This window comes from Brevibacterium sp. LAARM3_SD1, from assembly GCF_057364765.1.
Genome location: NZ_JBNFOL010000019.1, coordinates 16,415 through 29,772 on the forward strand (window position 1 = coordinate 16,415; position 13,358 = coordinate 29,772).

The 13,358-nt window shown below is 65.8% G+C and carries 11 protein-coding genes and 1 pseudogene; all 12 read right to left on the reverse strand.

The window, feature by feature from the left end:
• Positions 1-57: 57 nt before the first annotated feature.
• The 12 genes and pseudogenes from nusB to AC2W7L_RS11615 all read right to left on the reverse strand — a co-directional run bounded on the left by nusB (position 58) and on the right by AC2W7L_RS11615 (position 13,183).
• Positions 58-468 (reverse strand): transcription antitermination factor NusB, encoded by a 411-nt coding sequence (nusB, locus tag AC2W7L_RS11560; protein ID WP_039207417.1) that lies wholly within the window; start codon positions 466-468, stop codon positions 58-60.
• Positions 469-1,029 (reverse strand): elongation factor P, encoded by a 561-nt coding sequence (gene efp, locus AC2W7L_RS11565; protein ID WP_486004584.1) that lies wholly within the window; start codon positions 1,027-1,029, stop codon positions 469-471.
• Between the two features lie 147 nt (positions 1,030-1,176).
• A pseudogene (gene aroB, locus AC2W7L_RS11570) lies at positions 1,177-2,297 on the reverse strand (3-dehydroquinate synthase).
• A 97-nt stretch (positions 2,298-2,394) separates the two neighbouring features.
• Positions 2,395-3,033, reverse strand: coding sequence for a shikimate kinase (locus AC2W7L_RS11575; protein ID WP_486004585.1), 639 nt, complete (start codon positions 3,031-3,033; stop codon positions 2,395-2,397).
• Positions 3,030-4,229 carry a chorismate synthase gene (gene aroC, locus AC2W7L_RS11580; protein ID WP_486004586.1) on the reverse strand — a complete coding sequence of 400 codons (1,200 nt, stop codon included), beginning with the start codon at positions 4,227-4,229 and terminating at the stop codon, positions 3,030-3,032. The genes AC2W7L_RS11575 and aroC overlap by 4 nt, the downstream gene beginning before the upstream one ends.
• Positions 4,230-4,239: 10 nt before the next feature.
• A complete protein-coding gene (locus AC2W7L_RS11585; RefSeq protein WP_486004587.1) occupies positions 4,240-5,019 on the reverse strand; it encodes a prepilin peptidase in 780 nt (259 codons plus the stop codon).
• A 13-nt stretch (positions 5,020-5,032) separates the two neighbouring features.
• A complete protein-coding gene (locus tag AC2W7L_RS11590) occupies positions 5,033-5,965 on the reverse strand; it encodes a shikimate dehydrogenase family protein (protein ID WP_486004588.1) in 933 nt (310 codons plus the stop codon).
• Between the two features lie 3 nt (positions 5,966-5,968).
• Positions 5,969-7,105, reverse strand: a complete 1,137-nt coding sequence (gene mltG, locus AC2W7L_RS11595) for an endolytic transglycosylase MltG (protein WP_486004589.1) — start codon at positions 7,103-7,105, stop codon at positions 5,969-5,971.
• Entirely contained in the window at positions 7,102-7,578 is a 477-nt protein-coding gene (ruvX, locus tag AC2W7L_RS11600; protein ID WP_486004590.1) for a Holliday junction resolvase RuvX, read from the reverse strand. The genes mltG and ruvX overlap by 4 nt, the downstream gene beginning before the upstream one ends.
• Positions 7,575-10,229 (reverse strand): alanine--tRNA ligase, encoded by a 2,655-nt coding sequence (gene alaS / locus AC2W7L_RS11605; protein WP_486004591.1) that lies wholly within the window; start codon positions 10,227-10,229, stop codon positions 7,575-7,577. The genes ruvX and alaS overlap by 4 nt, the downstream gene beginning before the upstream one ends.
• 415 nt (positions 10,230-10,644) lie before the next feature.
• Positions 10,645-11,286, reverse strand: a complete 642-nt coding sequence (gene rpsD / locus AC2W7L_RS11610; RefSeq protein ID WP_407645272.1) for a 30S ribosomal protein S4 — start codon at positions 11,284-11,286, stop codon at positions 10,645-10,647.
• A gap of 307 nt (positions 11,287-11,593) precedes the next feature.
• On the reverse strand, positions 11,594-13,183 hold the full coding sequence (locus tag AC2W7L_RS11615; RefSeq protein WP_486004592.1) for a cation:proton antiporter domain-containing protein: 1,590 nt from the start codon (positions 13,181-13,183) through the stop codon (positions 11,594-11,596).
• Between the last annotated feature and the right edge of the window lie 175 nt (positions 13,184-13,358).

Genomic DNA, 13,358 nt, shown 5'->3' on the forward strand with positions numbered 1-13,358 from the left:
TTGTAGACCCGGTGGGATGCCGACCGGAGGGCGGGTCCGGAATCCGGACCCGCCGGCTCAGATGAGTGTCGGTTTGACGTCGAGGATGCGGGAGAGCAGCCCCGAGACGAATCCGGGAGAGTCATCTGTGGAGAACTGTCGGGCCAGGGACACGGCCTCGTCGATGGCCACCTTGTCGGGTACCTCGTCGTTGAACAGCATCTCCCAGGTTCCGATCTCCAGCAGCGACCGGTCGACGGCCGGCATCCGATCCAGGGTCCAACCTTCTGAGTAGGTGGAGATGATCTCGTCGATCTCCGCCTGCTTCTCGGTGATGCCCTTGACGATCTCGACCGCGTATTCCTTCATCGGATAGTCGGGATCGTTCGACCGCATGGTGACGAGTTCATCCATGGCCAGCCGACGCTGCCCGGCTTCGAAGAGCAGCTCGAGAGCCCGGCGACGGGCTCGGGTACGTGCCGATGCCACTTACTTGACGCGACCGAGGTAGTCGCCGCTGCGGGTGTCGACCTTGACCTTGACGCCCTCTTCGAGGAACAGGGGCACCTGGATCTCGTAGCCGGTCTCGAGCGTCGCCGGCTTCGAACCGCCGGTCGAACGGTCGCCCTGGAGTCCGGGTTCGGTGTGGGTGATGGTCAGTTCCACAGACGGCGGGAGCTCCACAGACAGCGGGGTGCCTTCGTGGAAGGAGATCTGCAGGTCCTGGTTCTCGAGCATGTAGTTCGCGGCGTCGCCGACGAGCTCTGCGGAGATGTTGACCTGATCGTAGTCCTGGGAGTCCATGAACACGTAGTCGGTGCCGTCATGGTAGAGGTACTGCATATCGCGACGGTCGACATTCGCGGTCTCGACCTTGGTGCCGGCGTTGAAGGTCTTGTCGATGATCTTGCCGGTCGTCACGCTCTTGAGCTTGGTGCGAACGAACGCCGGACCCTTACCGGGCTTGACGTGCTGGAATTCCAGCACCTGCCACAGGTGGTTGTCGAGGTTGAGCACAAGGCCGTTCTTCAGGTCGTTCGTTGTCGCCACTAATTCGTCCTTCTTCGGTTCAGTCCTGATCACCGAATGGTGATCGCAGTCGGCAGTACGCGCCGCTCAGCCCCGGGTTCGGGGTCGACGAACGCGCCACTGGGCAAGTCTAGCAAGATTGAGCGGGAGCCTTCCATCCGGGCGAGATCAGTTGAGGCCGATGCCGATGCCGAGGGGAACCGTCGGCGAATCCTCGCCGATCTCCTGGTAGGCGGTGAAGAGGATGGAGGCATCGGGGATCTCGACGGTGCTGGGCTCGCCGATGTCGCTGAGGAGCACCATCCGCAACATCGCTCCGCGGGCCTTCTTGTCCCTCTTCATCGTGTCCAGCAGCTGCGGCCAGACGTCGGAGCGGTAGCCGACGGGCAGCCCCAGCTTGCCGAGCAGTTCGCGGTGGAGGTCGACGACCTCGTAGGGCAGGCTCTTGATCATCGACGCCACCTCGGCGGCGAAGACCATGCCCACCGACACGGCGGCGCCGTGGCGCCACTGGTAGCGCTCCTTGTGCTCGATCGCATGGCCGAGGGTGTGGCCGTAGTTGAGGATCTCCCGACGTCCGGATTCCTTGAAATCGCCGGAGACGACGTCGGCTTTGACACGGATGGAACGTTCGATGAGTTCGCGCAGCACCGGACCGTGCACATCGGCGATCTCGTCCTTCGAGTGGTTCGACACCAGATCGAGGATCGCGGGGTCGGCGATGAATCCCGTCTTGACCACCTCGGCGAGTCCGGTGAACAGTTCGTTCTCCGGCAGAGTCCCGAGCGTGTCGAGGTCGACGAGGACTCCGGCGGGTGCGTGAAAGGAGCCGACGAGGTTCTTGCCTTCGGCGGTGTTGATTCCGGTCTTGCCGCCGACGGAAGCATCGACCATGCCGAGGACGGTGGTGGGGATGTGGATGACCTTGATTCCGCGCAGCCAGGTGGCGGCGACGAATCCGCCGAGGTCGCTCACCGCTCCCCCGCCGACGGTGACGATGGCGTCGGTGCGGGTCAAATCGGATTGTCCGAGGACCTGCCAGCAGAACGCGGCCACCTGGACGTGCTTGGCCTCTTCGGCGTCGGGGATCTCCGCGGCCACGGCCTCGAGGCGGCCGCGGCCAGGTCGTCACGAACGGTCTCACCGGTGGTGCGCAGGGCGCGCGGGTGGATGACGAGGACCTTCTCGACGCGGTTTCCGAGCAGCTCGGGCAGTTCGCCGAGCAGTCCCTGGCCGACGAGGACGGGGTAGTTCCCGCCGGCGTCCACATTGATGCGTGTGAGGCTCATTCGTCCGTCTTCCTGATCATTCGAAGTCATATCAGGCCCAGCCTAGTCCTCGCTGAGTCGCCGTGGCGACGCGGGTTCGCCGAAGGTCACGGATATCTCAGTCCGCGGATTGGGGTCCACCCTCATCGGAATGGGCGTATTTCGCGTACTCTTCGGCACGCTGCAGACCGGTGAGGACGTCGACGACCCGGTTGACCACCGTCGACGGCGGTGAGTTCGAGGCCTGGACGCGGAAGGTCGCGACCTGTTCGTAGAGCGGTTCGCGCTCGTTGACCAGCGCCAGCCAGTTCTCCACCGGGCTTCCCGCACCGCGCAGCAGCGGCCGGTGCGGGGCGGTCAGCCGCTGTGCGACGGTCTCGACGTCGATATCGATGTGCACGACCTTGATCGCCGGGTGCTTCAGCTGTGCCCGGGTGCCGGGGTTGAGGATCGCTCCCCCGCCCAGGGAGACGATGCCCGGCCGATCAAGCAGCCGACGCAGCGCTCTGCGCACGACCTCTCGTTCGATGCGTCGGAAGTGATCTTCGCCCCGTTCGACGAAGATCTCCGAGATCACCCCGTACTTGTCGACGATGTTCGCGTCCGTGTCCGTCAGCGGCAGACCGAGCCGGTCGGCCAGCAGCCGACCGATCGTCGATTTCCCTGCCGCCGGCGGACCGGAGAGCACGATGCGCGAAAGCGCGGCGGGGACCGGTTCCAGGGGCGGAACCGGTTTGGGCAGCGGGGTGTGGTTCATCGTCCGATGCGGAGGTTCTCCGGAATGGCCGCGACATAGGCGTCCAGGTTCCGCTTCGTCTCGGCAACGGAGTCTCCGCCGAACTTCTCGACGACCGCCTCGGCGAGCACGAGTGCCACCATGGCTTCGGCGACGACGCCCGAGGCGGGCACCGCGCACACGTCGGAGCGCTGGTGGTTCGCCTTGGCGGCCTCGCCGGTTTCGACGTCGACCGTCGCCAGGGCGCGCGGCACCGTGGCGATCGGCTTCATTCCCGCCCGCACACGCAGCGGTCCGCCGGTCGACATTCCGCCTTCGGTGCCGCCGGCGCGGTTGCTCGTGCGGCGGAATCCGTCGGGTCCGACTTCAAGTTCGTCATGGGCGCGCGAGCCGGGACGCTTCGTGGTGAGGAATCCGTCTCCGACCTCGACTCCCTTGATCGCCTGGATGCCCATGAGGGCACCGGCCAGGCGGGAGTCGAGACGACGGTCCCAGTGCACGTGGGAGCCGAGTCCAGGAGGCAGATCGTAGGCGAGGACTTCGACGACTCCGCCGAGGGTGTCCCCGGCCTTCTTCGCCGCGTCGATCTCGGTGACCATCGCCGCCGAGAGGTCCGCGTCGAAGCAGCGGACAGGATCGGCATCCAGGGCCTCGACATCGGCCGCGGTCGGCAGTGCGGGCAGCGCATCGGCCGAGTGTTCGGCTCCGCCGATGGCCACGGTGTGGGACACGAGGGTGATGCCCAGTTCGCCGAGGAACTTCGCGGCGACAGTGCCCAGTGCCACGCGCATCGCGGTCTCACGTGCCGAGGCGCGCTCGAGCACGGGGCGGGCTTCGTCGAAGCCGTATTTCTGCATTCCGACGATATCGGCATGCCCGGGGCGCGGACGGGTCAGCGGGGCGTTGCGTGCCAGTCCTTCGAGTTCGGAGGCGTCGACGGGGTCCGGGTTCATCACGGATTCCCATTTCGGCCATTCGGTGTTGCCGACCTCGATCGCCACCGGTGAGCCCAGGGTCTGCCCGTGTCGGACGCCGCCGAGGAGACGCACCTCGTCGGCTTCGAACTTCATTCGTGCGCCGCGGCCATAGCCGAGTCGGCGGCGAGCCAGGCTCGCTCGAATATCGTCCCTGGTGATCGGTACATGGGCGGGAAGCCCTTCAATGATCCCGGTCAGCGCTTCGCCGTGGGATTCGCCTGCAGTCAGCCATCTCAACATTCCACCGATTCTACAAAAGTATTGGGGCGAACAGGCACCCGAGCCACATGCCGGAAAGCATGGCGGGTCCGAAGGCGATGGTCACCCCGCGGACCCGACCGGCGCGCACCGCACCGATGAGCGCCCAGACGCCAGCGATGAGCATCACCACCACAAGAACGAGGGTCGGTGCCCACAGGTCGAAGAGACCGGCGACGGCGAAGACGATGAACGCGAGCTTGACGTCCCCGAGACCCATCGTCCGCGCCCGCAGCACTCGGCCCACCAGGTGCAGTGCGGCGAAGAAGGCGAGGGCGAGGACTCCGGCGAAGAATGACGAGAACCACATCGACAACTCTCCGAGTACGGAGCCGGTGATGATGAGCCCCAGGGCGACCACCGTCAGGGGGATGACGATCCGATCGGGCAGTCTGCGGACGCTGACGTCCGCGGTGACGAGGAATGGAGTCGCTCCGGAGACGAGGCCCAGCAGCAGGGCGGAGACGATGCGATCGGCCGAGTTCGGCTGATCCGGGGCGAACGTCTCTTTACTCAGCGGCGCATACGCACTCCATCCTGTTTCCAGCGGAGCGAGCACTGCGAGGGTGAAGACGACGGCGGCGACTGCGGCGATGATGAGACCCGCCACGATCGGTCCCGGTCCGCGAGCCCATCTGGAGGCCTGCCACTGCTGCAGGTGTGCGGAGTCGTTGAGCCAGACCCGTGGGGTTGCGGCGAGGATGAGGCCGCAGGCCAGGGCGGCCAGAACCGTCACGCCGATGGTCATTCCGTGCAGCACTCCGGCATCCATCGCGAGCTCCGGTTCAGTCCCGAGCCCGGGCGGGCGGGCCTTCGAGTGCTGCGTACATGGCTGCAGCGACCCGAGAGGTCAGTTCTTGTCCGGTCGGCAGGTTCTCGATCGTCGGCAGGTTCTCCGTCGTCCCTGCGTCGTCGGCCTGGGCGGCGGCGAGGAACATCTCGAACTGAGCGACGGCCTGTTCGACGAGCATCGCCGTGCCGTCGACGGGGTGCAGGCCGTGTGCTGCGGCTGCGGTGAGGAACGCCGACTCTGCGGCGTAGGCGACGTCGAGGGCGACCCCACCGGGAACCGGCGTCTCCCAGATCGGGTTCGGGGCCGCCTCGGCGGGCAGGGTGGAGATGACGATCGCCGACGGGCCGATCCGGGTCAGATCCCCCACTGAGGAGGTCAGTCCGATCCGCTCGGCCAGGTCGAGGACCCGGCGTGCACGGTCGGGATTGCGGACGCGGAAGTCGACATGAGCGATCCCGAGATCACGGCAGGCCACGAGCGCCGAGGCGGCCGTGGCCCCGGCACCGAGGATCGTCGCCCGTCGGGCTCCCGCACTGCCGGTTCCCGCACCGTGGGCCGCGTACGGGACGGATTCCATGTGCGGGGCGATGGCGCGCACGATGCCGCGCACGTCGGTGTTCGCCACCTGCACCTCACGGCTGCCGCGGACTAGCGTGTTGCCGGCCGCCGTCAGTGTGGCCGTCTCGTCAACGGTCCACCCGCGAACGCCTGCGAGGGCGACGAGTCGGTCCTTCAGCGGCATCGTCAGCGAGAACCCGACGTGCTCGGGGTGGGAGTCGAGGAATCCCTCGAGCTCTTCCGAGCCGAGTTCGAACCGGGAGTACTCGCTGGACTCCATATTCAGTGCTGCGAAGGCGGCGCGGTGGAGCAGCGGGGATTTCGAATGTGCGATCGGCGAACCGAGCACTGCAGCGAGGATCCTCACCGGCTATCCGTTCTCCTTGCTGTGCTCGCGCAGCCACTTGCGGTAGATCTCGACGTTCTTCTTGTGGTCCTCGTAGTTGTCGGCGAACTTCGTCTCGCCCGTGTCCGGGTTCGTTGCGACGAAGAACTGCCAATCGCCGTCGGCGGGTTCGAGCGCCGCCTCGACGGCTCCCTGGCTCGGCGAGTTGATGGGTCCGGGAGGCAGCCCCTTCTTCTTGTACGTGTTGTACGGCGAGTCGGACTGGCGTTCCTTCTTCGTCGTCGTCAGGTCGGAGCGGGCACCGTGGATATAAGCCACGGTCGCATCCGATTGGAGGAGTCCTCCCGTCTGCGATTCGTCGGAGATGCGGTTGAGGAAGGACCTCGCCACCTTCGAACGCACCTCGGGGTCGCCCGGGGATTCCTTCTCCACGAGGCTGGCCAAGGTGAGGATGCGGTTGGCGTCTTTGCTCTCGATTCCCAGTTCGTCGATTTCGGTCTCGGTCTTGTCGACCATCTCCTGGACGATATCCTCGGCAGTCTTCTGCTTGTTGAGGTCGTAGGTCGCCGGGTACAGGTAGCCTTCGAGGCTCGGAGCGTCGATCTCGAGTCCGTAGTCCTTCGGGGTCTTGTCGTCGATGGCCTTGTCGACCTCATCCGCGTTCATCCCGGATTCGATCATGATCGACTTGATCTCTTCGACCTGCTTGCCTTCGGCAACCGTGATCTTCGGCGGGGCGATGGGGTTGATGAGCGCTTCGACCGCGGCCTTCGAGCTCATCTTCTCCCGCATCGTCCAGGTTCCTGCCTGGATGGTCGCGTCACGGCGTTCGATCTCATCGAGGAAGGGTTCGGAGTTCATGATCACTCCGGATTCGACGAGCTGGTTGGCGACGGTGCGGGCCGACGAGCCGGGAGCGATCTCGATCGAGACCTCGTTCGTGCCCTGGCCCTCATAGTCGCCTTTGGGTCCGAACAGGTCGTCGAAGACTCCCCCGGCCGCGCGCACACCGAAGAATCCTCCGATGCCGAAGACGAGGATGCAGATGATCACGATCGTCGTCGTCCGTCGCCGGCGCATCATTCTGCGCCGCTTCTTCGCACGGACTTCTGCGCGGGTGAGTCCTTCGTCGGACGAGAACTCTTCGGTGATGGGGCTCATACGTCGTTCTCCTCGTCGGGCATCTCACGACCGGCGGGAACACCGGTGTTGTGTTCGTACTCGAGGGCGTTCTGGAGGATGATCACGGCGGCTTGGGCATCGACGATCTCGCGTCGCTGACGCGATGACTTCCCGGCCGCGGCGAGGGCATGGTGGGCCTCGACCGTGGTGAAGCGTTCGTCGACGAGACGAATCGAGGTGCCGGTCGCCGCGGCGATCCGGCGGGCGAATTCCAACGCCGAGGTGGCTGCGGCCCGGGCGGCTCCGTCGAGGGACTTCGGGTCCCCCACCAGGAGTTCGATGGGTTCGTATTCGTCGACGATCTCCCGCAGCTGCTTCAGTGCCGCCGGTTCGTCGCTGCGACGGACGACGGTGAGCGGGGTGGCCAGAATCCCGTCGGGATCGCTGGAGGCGACACCGATCCGCACGGAACCGATGTCGAGACCCAGCCGGCGACCTCGGCGGAAACTCACTGGATGGCTGCCTTGACCGCCGCAATGGCAGACGGGATCGCCGCGGGGTTGCTGCCCCCACCCTGGGCGAGGTCGGGCTTGCCGCCGCCTCCGCCGCCGAGTTCACCGCAGGCCAACGATACGAGTTTGCCGGCCTGCAGTCCGGCGGTGCGGGCCGCCTCGGTGGTGGCGATGACGACGACAGGCTTTCCGCTGCTCACTCCGATGCCGACGATCACCGCCTGGCGGTCGGCGACGCGGTTGCGCAGGTCGGTGACCAGGGTCCGGATGTCTCCGGCATTGGCGATATCGCCGAGCTCGGCCTGCACGAACAGCGTCTGGCCCACGGTCTGCGCCTCGTCGAGGAACTTCCCGGCCGAGGCCAGCAGCTGCTGAGCATTGAGGCGGGCGATCTCCTTCTCTGCGTCCTTGAGACGGCTCATCAGGTCGGACACGCGCGATGTGACATCGGTACCGGGGACTTTGAGCATCTCCGAGAGCGAAGACACGATGGTCCGTTCTGCGGCCAGGGACCGGAACGCGTCCATGCCGACCGCGGCTTCGATGCGTCGGACTCCGGAGCCGACGGAGGCTTCGGAGAGCACGGAGATGGGACCGACCTCGGCGGAAGCTCCGACGTGGGTGCCGCCGCAGAGTTCGCGGGAGAAGGGCCCGCCGATGTCGACGACGCGCACGACGTTCGGGTACTTCTCGCCGAAGAGCGCCATGGCACCGGACTTCTTTGCGTCGTCGAAGGACATGTATTCGGTGCCGACTTCGTAGTTCGAGCGCACTGCGAGGTTCGCCACCTCTTCGATCTCGGACCGCATCTGGGTGCTCGGGGCTTCGGGGAACGAGTAGTCGAAGCGCATGTATCCGGGCTGGTTGAGCGAGCCGGCCTGCACGGCGTGGCTGCCGAGGATCTCGCGCAGCGCGGCGTGGACGAGGTGGGTGGCGGTGTGCGCCTGTGCACCTTGGAACCGGTGGTCGTGGTCGACGGCGGCGAGCACTTCGTCGCCGACGCGCAGCTCTCCGTCGATGACCTCGACCCGGTGGGCGGGCAGGCCCTTGACCGGGTTCTGCACGTCGGTGACGCGGGCGGTGAAGCCATGGCCGGAGATGAGGCCGACATCGGCACGCTGGCCGCCGGACTCCGCATAGAACGGAGTCAGGTCGAGGACGACATCACCGCTCTGGCCGGTGGTGAGCACCTCGGCGGCGACACCGTCGGAAACGATTCCGCGGACCCGGGAATCCGCCTCGAGGCGGTCATAGCCGACGAATTCGCTGGTGCCTTCCTCGAGCAGTGCCGAATAGGCCGACAGGTCGGTGTGGCCGCCGCCCTTCTTCGCCTTAGCATCGGCTTTGGCGCGGGTGCGCTGTTCACTCATCAGTGCGCGGAATCCGGATTCGTCGACGTTCAGTCCGGCTTCGGAGGCCATCTCAAGCGTGAGGTCGATGGGGAACCCATGGGTGTCGTGGAGGGCGAAGGCGATGTCGCCGCTGATGGTCTTGTTCTCGCCGCTCAGCGACTGCGCGGCAGTGGTGAACAGCTGGGTGCCGGATTCGAGGGTGCGCAGGAACGCCTTCTCCTCGGCGAACGCGACTCGGGAGATCCGGTCGAAGTCGGTTTCGAGTTCCGGGTAGGACAGCTTCATGGCCTGCATGGACACGGGCAGCAGCTCCGGCAGGACCTCTTCCTTGACGCCGAGCAGGCGCATGGCGCGCACGGCGCGGCGGAGCAGACGTCGGAGGATGTAGCCGCGGCCCTCATTGCCGGGGCGGACTCCGTCGCCGATGATGATCAGCGCCGAACGGACATGGTCGGCGACTACGCGCAGCTGCACATCGGCGTGCTCGTCCTCGCCGTATTTCCGACCGGCCAGACGACTGGCGGCCTCGATGACGGGGAAGACCTCGTCGATCTCGTACATGTTCTCCACGCCCTGGAGCAGGAAGGCGACGCGTTCGAGACCCATGCCGGTGTCGATGTTCTTCGCGGGCAGGTCGCCGGCGATGTCGAAGTCGACCTTCGAGCGGACCTCGGAGAGTTCGAACTCCATGAACACGAGGTTCCAGATCTCGATGTAGCGGTCTTCGTCCGCCACGGGTCCGCCCTCGACGCCGTAGGCGGGGCCGCGGTCGAAGTAGATCTCGGAGCAGTAGCCGCCGGGGCCGGGCTGCCCGGTGTGCCAGAAGTTGTCTTCGTTGTCGCGCAGCTGGATGCGCTCACGGGGAATGGAGGTCTCTTCGAGCCACATGTCGATGGTCTCGGCATCGTCCTCATGCACGGTTGCCCACAGCAGTTCCGGAGCGAAGCCCAGTCCACCCTCGGCGACGGGGTTCGTCAGCAGTCCCCAGGCGAACTTGATGGCGTCGCGCTTGAAGTAGTCGCCGAAGGAGAAGTTGCCGTTCATCTGGAAGAACGTGCCGTGGCGGGTCGTCTTGCCGACCTCTTCGATGTCTCCGGTGCGGACGCACTTCTGGACGCTGGTGGCACGGTTGAACGGTGCGGGTTCGCGGCCGGTCAGGTACGGAATGAACTGGACCATGCCTGCGATGTTGAACAGGATGGACGGATCGGAGCTGATCACCGACGCCGAGGGGACCACGGTGTGCCCGTTCGCTTCGAAGTAGTCCAACCAGCGCTGCTTGATCTCTGCCGTCTTCAATCCAAGGCCTTTCAGATATTGCCTGTGCGTCGCCCGGCTGATGAGCCCGACGCGACACTTACTCGTGCGTATCCGCACTTACCAGGGACCAGTTTAATGGCTCAGTCGCAATATGCGAGATGGCGCGGCGTGCCGGGGCCGTCGAAGTCGACCGCTTCGCGAGTCCGTAGCTCCCACTCCACTCGGCGGACCGCTTCCTCCCGCGCGGCGCGCGCTCCACCAAGTTTCGACCGAACGGCCCACTTTTGGGTGAATAGCCCCTGTTTGAAACAGTGCTGCTCACCTTAAAGTGGGCCGCAGCCGAACCAGTTGCCACCTGCGCGGTTCAGCGGACTCCCGCGAATTGAATGCACGACTGCCCGGAACCAAGCGGTCCCGGGCAGTCGTGGTGGCGCGATGCGCTGTGTTCAGCAGATCAGCGCGAGTAGAACTCGACGACGAGCTGAACGTCACAGGTGATCGGCACCTCTTCGCGCTTCGGGGCGCGCAGCAGGGTTGCCTGCAGGCCCTCGAGGTTCACGTTGAGGTAGCCCGGCGTCGCGGGCAGGACGTCCTTGTGACCACCGGCGGCGGCGACCTGGAACGGATCCATCGAAGCCGAGCGCTCGTGCACCTGGATGGTCTGGCCTTCCTTCACGCGGAAGGAGGGACGGTCCACGCGCTGTCCGTCGACCGTGATGTGACGGTGGACGACGAACTGACGGGCCTGGGCCATGGTGCGGGCGAAGCCCGAACGCAGGACGAGGGCGTCGAGACGCGATTCGAGGAGCTCGACCATGGTCTCACCGGTCAGGCCGGGCAGACGGTTGGCTTCCTTGTAGGTCTTGAGCATCTGGGCCTCACGGATGCCGTACTGCGCGCGCAGACGCTGCTTCTCCTTGAGGCGGACCGAGTAGTCGCTGTCGTTGCGACGACGGGCGCGGCCGTGCTCACCCGGAGGGTACGGACGACGCTCGAAGTACTTCTCGGCCTTGGGTGTCAGAGCAATGCCGAGGGCGCGCGAGAGGCGCGTCATGCGGCGATTACGTGCTGGTGCTGGCACTGTATTACCTTTCATCAATGTGTTCTGCCGCGGTGGGCCCATCAGGTTCTCGCCCCGAACGCGACTGTTGTTTCCCCGGATGGGAAAGAGGGATTGAGCGTCGAGATCCGCTCGCACCGACCGCCTTTAGGTTGCAGGCACAACAGCTGTCTATCTTACCGGGTCCATGTCGACCGCCGCAAAGCGGAGCGGCGCCTCCCCGGCTGTGATCTTCCCGACTTCATTCGGACGGCGCGCCCCGGGCGATCGAGCGGTCCGCGCTCACTTCGGTCACTGCCGGCAGCCTTCTCCGTCGGTCACTGCCGGCAGCCTTCTCCGTCGGTCACTGCCGGCAGCCGTCTTCGTGGCTGTCGATGGCGGCATCGGCCACGGCCGCTCCGGAACCGCTGTAGATGTTGATCACCGCGTGGACCCCTGCACGGGCGAAGTGCTCGGCCTGATCGGGGCGCTGGACGACCGCGGCGATGGTCCCGGGGAAGCCGGCGATGCGCAGCTGTTCGAGAGCGAAGGTGTTCGAGTCGTGCAGCGCCATGGCGAGAACGACGGTGTGGGCGCTGCCTCCGACGACGAGGCGGTGCCAGAATTCGTGGTCGGTGGCGTCGCCTTCGAGCACTGTGAACTCGTCGGCGTGCAGGGCTTCGATGACTGTGTGGTCGTTGTCGATGCCGATGACGCTGCGGTCGCCGCGTTCGACGAAGCGCTCGTAGGCTCCGCGACCGATGCGGCCCATGCCGAGGACGACGACCTCCGCATCTCCGGTGTCGAGCGGCCGGTCGCCCACCCGCAGCCGGCTCTCGTTCTCATCCGGCAGGATCGCGTCGAGCTTCGCGACGATCTGGAGGCTGTAGGCGTTCGCCAGGGAGGAGCCGATCATCCCCAGTGCCACAGCGAGGGCGGTGATCGTCAGCCAGTTGTCCTCGAAGAGTCCGTTGTCGACTCCGACCGCGACGACGATGAGTGCGAATTCGGAGAAGTTGCTCAGGGCCAGGCTGGTGCGCACGCTGGTGCGGTTGCGCAGGCCGAAGAGCCGACCCATGAGGTAGAAGCTCACGAAGTTGAACGGCAGCAGCACGACGCACAGGGCCAGCGCCATGAGCAGATCCGACCAGGTGGGGACCGCTTGGAGGCCGATGACGACGAAGAACCCGACGAGGAAGAGCTCTTTGACGCTGAACAGCGACTTCGACATCTCCACGGCTCGCGGGTGGGTGGAGAAGAGAAGTCCGAGCACCAGCGCTCCGAGGTCGCCGTGGATGCCGACTGATTCGAAGGCGACATAGCCGGGCCCCAAGGCCATGACGACGCCGAAGAGGACGAGCAGCTCACCGCGTCCGACGCGGTCGAGGATCCGTCGCAGCACCCAGACGGCCGGGACGATCAGAACGAGCGCGAAGGCCCATGGGCTCGGGGGCTCTTCGCCTGCGATCGTGATGAAGGCCACCGCAGCGAGGTCCTGGAGGACGAGGATCGCGATGGCGATCTGGCCGTAGTACGACCCGTCGTCGGAGCGGTCTTCGAGCACCTTGACCACGAGCACCGTGGAGGAGAACGAGAGGGCGAAGCCGAGCAGCGCCAAGGTGCCCAGTCCCCCGCCGACACTGACGATGCCGATGGCGGCGGCCGCTCCGATCGTCCCGGCACCGAGGAGGACCACCGTGACCATGTGCAGCGCGGCAGTGCCGTGGGCTTCGGGCTGGAGAAGGGAGCGCAGATCGAATTTCAGTCCGATCGTGAACAGCAGCAGGACAACTCCGATGTCCGATACCTGCTGCAGTCCCGCGAAGGCGGTGAAGCCGAAGACGTGCAGGAGGAATCCGGCCGCGAGGAATCCGACCAACGGCGGGATGCGCAGCTCATGGGCGATGAGTCCCAGCGCCAGCGCGGCGGCGATCGTGATGACGATGTCTGCCATGCCGTCCTCCCCGATCAGCAGCTCTCACAGCGGGCGCCGTCGCTGCTCAACTATGTCAAAAGTACAGCTTTCGACCTGGGAGGCGAAAGTTTCCCCGCTGAGGACAAGGAGGGCGGTCCGTTCGAAGGTTCTTATGGAGGATGATTGTGTGAAGATGGGTGCCATGGACACTGCC